We start from the raw sequence: 6,243 nt of genomic DNA on the forward strand, positions 1-6,243 counted from the left end.
GCCTCGGCGGGAATGTACAATCTCGCCATGGCTAAACAAAAACTCCTGATCGGCTTTCACGCCGTCACCGCGCGCCTGCGCCAGGACGCCGCTGGCGTCACCGATGTCTACGTAGAATCCGCGCGGCGTGACCGCCGCATGCAGGACTTCATCCGCCTTGCCGAAAGCCTCAACGTCCGCCTGCACCCGGTGGACGCCGAGCGCCTGCGCGGCATGGCCGGCACCGACCGCCACCAGGGCGTGGTCGCCCGCGCCGAAGATGTGGCGCTGGCCCTCAATCTTGACGAACTGCTCGACGGCATCGAGGGCACGCCCTTGCTGCTGGTGCTCGACGGCGTCACCGATCCGCACAACCTGGGCGCCTGCCTGCGCGTGGCCGATGGCGCCGGCGCGCACGCCGTGATCGCCCCGAAGGACCGCAGCGTGGGTTTGAACACCACGGTGGCCAAGGTGGCCAGCGGCGCGGCGGAAACCATTCCCTACATCACCGTCACCAACCTGGCGCGCACGCTGCGCGAGTTGCAGGAACGCGGCATCTGGGTGATCGGCACTGCCGACGGCACGGAAAAAACGCTTTACGACGTCGATTTCAAGGGCCCGGTTGCCCTGGTGATGGGCGCCGAAGGCGAGGGCATGCGCCGCCTCACCCGCGAAACCTGCGACGAGCTGGTCGGCATCCCGATGGCCGGCGGCGTGGAAAGCCTGAACGTCTCCGTGGCCAGCGGCGTGTGCCTGTATGAGGCGGTGCGCCAGCGCCGCCTGAAGCGCTGAGCGCTGGGGCGGAATCCATGAAGGCGGACATCGACGCACAGGCGCTTGCGGCATCGCGCCGCCTGATCGGCGAAGCCACCAACATCATGGTGCTCACCGGCGCGGGCGTATCGGCCGAGTCCGGCGTGCCCACGTTCCGCGACGCCATGACCGGCCTGTGGTCGCGCTTCAATCCCGAGGAACTGGCGCAGGAGGACGCCTACCGGCGCCAGCCCGCGCTGGTATGGGAGTGGTACCTGCACCGGCGCGAACTGGTGGCGGCCACGCATCCCAACCCGGCGCACATCGTCCTGGTGGCGCTCGCGGCACAGAAAACCGTCACCCTGGTCACGCAAAATGTGGATGGTCTGCACCAGCGTGCCGGCAGCCCCGATGTGATCGAGCTGCACGGCAACCTCTTCGCCAACAAATGGCTGGACGGCTGCGGCCGTTGCGACCCGGCGACCGCCGTGGCCGGAGTGCCGCCGCGCTGTTCCCTCTGCAATGCCATGATGCGCCCCGGCGTGGTGTGGTTTGGCGAGGAACTGCCGCGGGTGGCGCGCTATCGCGCCGAGCACGCGGCCGAGCAGTGCGACCTCTGCATCGTGGTGGGCACCTCCGGCCTGGTCTATCCGGCTGCGGGCCTGCCCGGCGTCGCCAAGGACCATGGCGCGCATGTCATCGTGGTCAATCCCGAGCCCTCGGCGCTGGATCAGACCGCCGACATCGTGCTGCGCGGCCCGGCCGGCGTGATCTTGCCCTTGCTGTGGGACGGCGCGCCTGCGACGCCAGCCTGAACCCGCTCGCCGCCTGGATTCCAGGGCGGCTTGCCGATCTGTCTTCTCACCCCCATGGATCGACGATATCGATTCCGCATTCCACAAAGTCCTTCACGTTTCGCGTCGCGAGGTGAGCCCTCGCGAACGGGCTATCGCGGCGATCATGGCATCGAACTGGCTGATGGGCTTGCCCAGGTTCCTGCGTAGTGCTGTGATCTCTGCGTAGGCGTTGGCAGCGTCGCTGTCGAAGTTCAGCACTTGTCCTGCCAGTTGTCCTGCCAGTTCCTCGTTGAATATGGCGAGGATGGCTGCCAGCAACCCCTGCTGGCGTCGACCGTCGGGCAGGACTTTGATGCCATGAAGCATCTCGCCACGTGTCACCGATGTGGTGAAGAGCGTCGCGCGCGGCTGGGCGGCCATCCATGTCAGCACCCTGCCTTCTGGTGCCGCCCTCAGCAGTTCCGACAGGACATTGGTGTCCAGGAGAATCATTTGCCGAGTTCCTGCGGTTCGCGGATGGCTTCGCGGGGAGGGAGGTCCAGATCGATTCCGCCTAGTGGCGCAATCCGGCTACGGATGGCCTCGACCAGTGTTGGAACGCGCACTGGCTCAGTCGAAAGTGCGCTGCGCAGGATGGCCCGAGCTTCGTCTTCCATGGACCTGCCGTGTCGAGCGGCACGCACGCGCAATCGAGCCTTGAGTTGTTCATCCAGGTTTGAGGCGGCTGGCGGCTGGCGTCTTGCGTCGAGGGAGATGTCGTCCTGTCTTAGCGGCACCGTCCGGTGCCGCCCCCCTCAAGCCGTAATCAACGCCTCCAGCTTCACGGCATCCGCCGCAAACGCGCGAATCCCCTCAGCCAGCTTTTCCGTCGCCATTGCGTCTTCATTCAACTGCCAGCGGAAGGCCGCCTCATCGCATTCGATGCGGGCGATATTGCCGGCCTGCGCCTGGTCGACCGACAGCTTGCGCGCGACCGTGCCTTCGCTGGCGGCCAGCTTTTCCAGCAGGTCCGGGCTGATGGTCAGCAGGTCGCAGCCGGCCAGCGCCAGGATCTGCTCGGTGCTGCGGAAGCTGGCGCCCATCACATCGGTCGTGTAGCCGAACTTCTTGTAGTAGTCATAGATCTGGCGCACCGAACGTACGCCGGGATCGTTGTCGCCGGCATTAGCGGCGGCGTCCCATTTGTCGCCGGCTTGCTTCTTGTGCCAGTCCAGGATGCGGCCGACGAAGGGCGAGATCAGTTGCGCGCCGGCCTCGGCGCAGGTAACGGCCTGTGCCAGCGAGAACAGCAGCGTCATGTTGCAGCTGATGCCTTCGCGCTGCAGCACTTCGGCTGCGCGGATGCCTTCCCAGGTGGAGGCGATCTTGATCAGCACGCGCTCGCGCGCCACGCCACGCTGCTCGTACAGCGAGATCAGGTGGCGGGCCTTGGCCACCGTGGCTTCGGTGTTGAAGGACAGGCGCGCGTCGACCTCGGTCGACACGCGGCCCGGCACGATGGCCAGGATCTCGCAGCCGAAGGCGATCAGCAGGGCGTCCATCACGGCGTCGATGCCGTCATTGGCGCGCACGGCCTTTTCCAGCAGGGGACGGTACTCGGCCTTCTGGACGGCCTTGAGAATCAGGGAGGGATTGGTGGTGGCGTCCTGCGGCGTGTACTGCTTCATCACCTGGAAATCGCCGGTGTCCGCCACCACGGTGGTGAACTGCTTGAGCTGATCGAGCTGGTTCATGGTCAGTGAGTTGCTATTAAGGGTTGGTGATGGCGCAGGACCAAAACGGCAGGCCCCGGGCGCCGCGCTGATGCTTGCCTCGGGCCATTGTACCGTCGGCTCGCGCCCACGCCGGGGATGTCACGGCATTCCGGTACACTATACGGTTTCCCCCAAAGCAGATGGGCTGTTGTCATGACACAGGATGAACTCAAGGCGCTGGTGGCGCAAGCCGCGGCCGACTATGTCAAAGAGGTAGTGCCGGCGGGCTCGGTGCTGGGCGTGGGCACGGGCTCCACGGCCAACCTCTTTATCGATGCGGTGGCGGCGTTCAAGGAACGCTTTGCCGGCGCGGTCTCCAGTTCGGAGGCTTCCACGCGCCGCCTGCAGCAGCACGGCTTCAAGGTTTTGGACCTGAACGAGGTCGACGAGATCCCCGTGTATGTCGACGGCGCGGACGAGATCGACGCCAGCGGCGCCATGATCAAAGGCGGCGGCGGCGCGCTGACACGCGAGAAGATCGTGGCCTCGGTGGCGAAGCGCTTTGTCTGCATCGCCGACGGCAGCAAGCTGGTGGATGTGATGGGTGCGTTCCCCCTGCCGGTGGAGGTGATTCCGATGGCACGCGCTGCGGTCGCCCGCCAACTGGCTGCATTCGGCGGCCAGCCGCGCCTGCGCATGACCAAGGAAGGCGGCATCTTCAAGACTGACAACGGCAATGTGATCCTGGATGTGGCTGGCCTGAAGATCAGCAATCCGAAGTCGATGGAAGAAGCCATCAATCACATGCCGGGCGTGGTCACGGTGGGGCTGTTTGCCCTGCGCGGCGCCGATGTGTTGCTGCTGGGCACGCCGGATGGCGTGAAGCGCAGCGATTATTGAGTATCTGCCGGTCCCGCTGGAGGACCGTAGATGCATGAAAAAGGGTGCCGTAACAGGCACCCTTTTTGTTTTCCACCGGGCGGCGCAAAGCCGCGCTCAGCCAGATCAGGCAGCCGGCGGCGGCACGTAGCCCTGTGCCTGGTCGGCGCCTTCGCCGAAGAAGTACTTCTCGGTTTGCTTGAGCAGGTACTGGCGGGCCCGGGTGTCGGCCATGTTCAGGCGGTTTTCGTTGATCAGCATGGTCTGGTGCTTGAGCCAGCCAGCCCAGGCTTCCTTCGACACGCTTTGCCAGATCTTCTTGCCGAGTTCGCCCGGCAGCGGCGGCAGGTCAAGCCCTTCGGCTTCTTTGTTGAGCTTGACGCATTGAACCATGCGGGCCATGGGGAACTCCTTGTTTTCGTGTGAGGTAGCCGGCGCGGCGAGGCGGCCGGCCGTTGCGATGCCGCTATTGTAACGAAGCGGGGGCCAGCCTTCAGGCTACCCCCACCGCCGTCACAGTTTCTTCATCAGCACCATCGACTTGCGCTGCCAGTTGTAGAGCTTGCGCTTGTCTTCCGGCAGGTCGTCCACGGTGGCGTGGACAAAGCCGCGCTTGAGGAACCAGTGTTCCGTGCGGGTGGTGAGCACGAACAGGCGGTCAAGGCCGAGGCTGCGGGCGCGGCGCTCGATGCGCTTGAGCAGGCGCTCGCCGTCGCCGGTGCCCTGGGCTTCGGACGACACCGTCAGGCAGGCCATCTCGGCCATGCCTTCGCGCGGGTAGGGGTAGAGCGCGGCGCAGCCGAACAGCACGCCATCGTGCTCGATCACCGAGAAGTTGGCGATGTCGCGCTCGATCAGGTGGCGTCCGCGTGGCACCAGCGTGCCGTCCTGCTCCAGCGGGGCGATCAGCTGCAGGATGCCGCCGACGTCGTCCAGCGTGGCTTCGCGCAGGCTTTCCAGGTCGGTGTCGGAGATCATGGTGCCGACGCCGTCGTGCAGGAACAGTTCCAGCAGCACCGAGCCGTCCAGGTGGAAGGGGATCAGGTGGGCGCGCGGCACGCCGCCCTTGAGCGCCTTGACCAGGTGTTCCAGGTAATAGGAGACGTCGGGCGGCAGGTGGTTGTTCTGCAGCCGCTCGATGGCGGTGCGCAGCGACATTTCCGGCATCAGCTTGCCGACCGGGTCCTGCACGCCGGGGACCTCGGTGATGAATACCAGCTTGTCGGCCTTCAGCGCGATGGCGGTGGCGCTGGCCACGTCTTCCATCGACAGGTTGAAGGCCTGGCCGGTGGGCGAAAAACCAAGCGGCGAGAGCAGCACGATCTTGCCGTGCGACAGCGACATGCGAACCGACTCGCCATCGATCTTGCGCACCAGCCCGGTGTGCTGGTAATCCACGCCGTCGACAATCCCGAGCGGGCGGGCGGTGACGAAGTTGCCGGAGATCACCGACAGCTGCGCGCCCGCCATGGGCGTGTTGGGCAGGCCCTGGCTGAAGGCGGCCTCGATATCCAGGCGCAGTTCGCCGGCGGCTTCCTTGGCGCACTCCAGCGCCGCGTTGTCGGTCACGCGCACGCCGTCGGCGAATTGCGACTCGACATGGCGCAGCGCCAGTTGCTCCTCCACCTGCGGGCGCGAGCCGTGCACCAGCACGATCTGCATGCCCATGGCGTGCAGCAGGGCCACGTCATTGACCAGGGCGTTGAGGATGTTGGCCTTGACCAGCTCACCGCCGAAGGCGATCACGAAGGTCTTGCCGCGGAAGGCGTGGATATAGGGCGCGACCGCGCGCAGCCAGTCGACGAACTGCTGGTGGTCGGGGGCGCCGCGCTCGACGGGGTCGGCGCTGGTGGCAGGCGCGGGGAGCGCGCAAGGGTCGGTGACGGGCAGGGGCTCGTCCAATTCGGACGGCGCGGGCGCGTCGGCTGGCGTGTCGGTTCTTGCATTCATGCCGCGGATTATAATCCCGGCCAATGTCAGCACAACGCCCCGCCAAACCTTTGTCGCCGGATCGGAAAACCGATGCCGGCCGCCCCGCGCCCAAGGCCGCCCCCTCGCCAGCCCAGCCCGCTGTCCAGCCCGTCGCCAGGCCGGCGCGCGCACCTGCCCTGGCCGCTGCGCCGGCGGCCGGCCAGCGCCCG

The 6,243-nt window shown here is 66.3% G+C and carries 8 protein-coding genes; 3 read left to right on the forward strand and 5 right to left on the reverse strand.

The annotated features are described in order from the left end of the window. The first annotated feature begins 27 nt into the window (after positions 1-27). Both rlmB and ACGLHR_RS28055 read left to right on the forward strand, forming a co-directional pair. A complete protein-coding gene (rlmB, locus tag ACGLHR_RS28050) occupies positions 28-771 on the forward strand; it encodes a 23S rRNA (guanosine(2251)-2'-O)-methyltransferase RlmB (protein ID WP_318231089.1) in 744 nt (247 codons plus the stop codon). Between the two features lie 17 nt (positions 772-788). Continuing rightward, a complete protein-coding gene (locus ACGLHR_RS28055) occupies positions 789-1,547 on the forward strand; it encodes an SIR2 family NAD-dependent protein deacylase (protein ID WP_400097545.1) in 759 nt (252 codons plus the stop codon). A 93-nt stretch (positions 1,548-1,640) separates the two neighbouring features. Here ACGLHR_RS28055 and ACGLHR_RS28060 read toward each other — a convergent pair whose 3' ends face one another. Genes ACGLHR_RS28060 through tal form a run of 3 tightly spaced genes read right to left on the reverse strand, consistent with a single transcriptional unit; the run spans position 1,641 to position 3,262 of the window. After that, positions 1,641-2,021 (reverse strand): type II toxin-antitoxin system VapC family toxin, encoded by a 381-nt coding sequence (locus ACGLHR_RS28060; RefSeq protein WP_400097547.1) that lies wholly within the window; start codon positions 2,019-2,021, stop codon positions 1,641-1,643. Continuing rightward, complete coding sequence (locus ACGLHR_RS28065) at positions 2,018-2,305, reverse strand: FitA-like ribbon-helix-helix domain-containing protein (RefSeq protein ID WP_400097549.1); 288 nt, start codon at positions 2,303-2,305, stop codon at positions 2,018-2,020. The genes ACGLHR_RS28060 and ACGLHR_RS28065 overlap by 4 nt, the downstream gene beginning before the upstream one ends. A gap of 18 nt (positions 2,306-2,323) precedes the next feature. Continuing rightward, positions 2,324-3,262 carry a transaldolase gene (tal, locus tag ACGLHR_RS28070; protein ID WP_400097551.1) on the reverse strand — a complete coding sequence of 313 codons (939 nt, stop codon included), beginning with the start codon at positions 3,260-3,262 and terminating at the stop codon, positions 2,324-2,326. A 174-nt stretch (positions 3,263-3,436) separates the two neighbouring features. Here tal and rpiA point away from each other — a divergent pair, with 174 nt between their 5' ends. Beyond that, on the forward strand, positions 3,437-4,123 hold the full coding sequence (gene rpiA / locus ACGLHR_RS28075) for a ribose-5-phosphate isomerase RpiA (RefSeq protein ID WP_267603601.1): 687 nt from the start codon (positions 3,437-3,439) through the stop codon (positions 4,121-4,123). A gap of 105 nt (positions 4,124-4,228) precedes the next feature. Here the strand turns inward: rpiA and ACGLHR_RS28080 are convergent, their stop codons facing one another. Both ACGLHR_RS28080 and argA read right to left on the reverse strand, forming a co-directional pair. Next, entirely contained in the window at positions 4,229-4,504 is a 276-nt protein-coding gene (locus ACGLHR_RS28080; protein ID WP_006157784.1) for an oxidative damage protection protein, read from the reverse strand. 111 nt (positions 4,505-4,615) lie between these two features. After that, the gene (gene argA / locus ACGLHR_RS28085; protein WP_400097553.1) at positions 4,616-6,052 is read right to left on the reverse strand and encodes an amino-acid N-acetyltransferase; all 1,437 of its coding nucleotides are present in this window, start codon (positions 6,050-6,052) and stop codon (positions 4,616-4,618) included. Positions 6,053-6,243: the final 191 nt, after the last annotated feature.

Origin of the sequence: Cupriavidus sp. CuC1, from assembly GCF_044627735.1 — a bacterium.
Lineage (GTDB): Bacteria > Pseudomonadota > Gammaproteobacteria > Burkholderiales > Burkholderiaceae > Cupriavidus > Cupriavidus ulmosensis.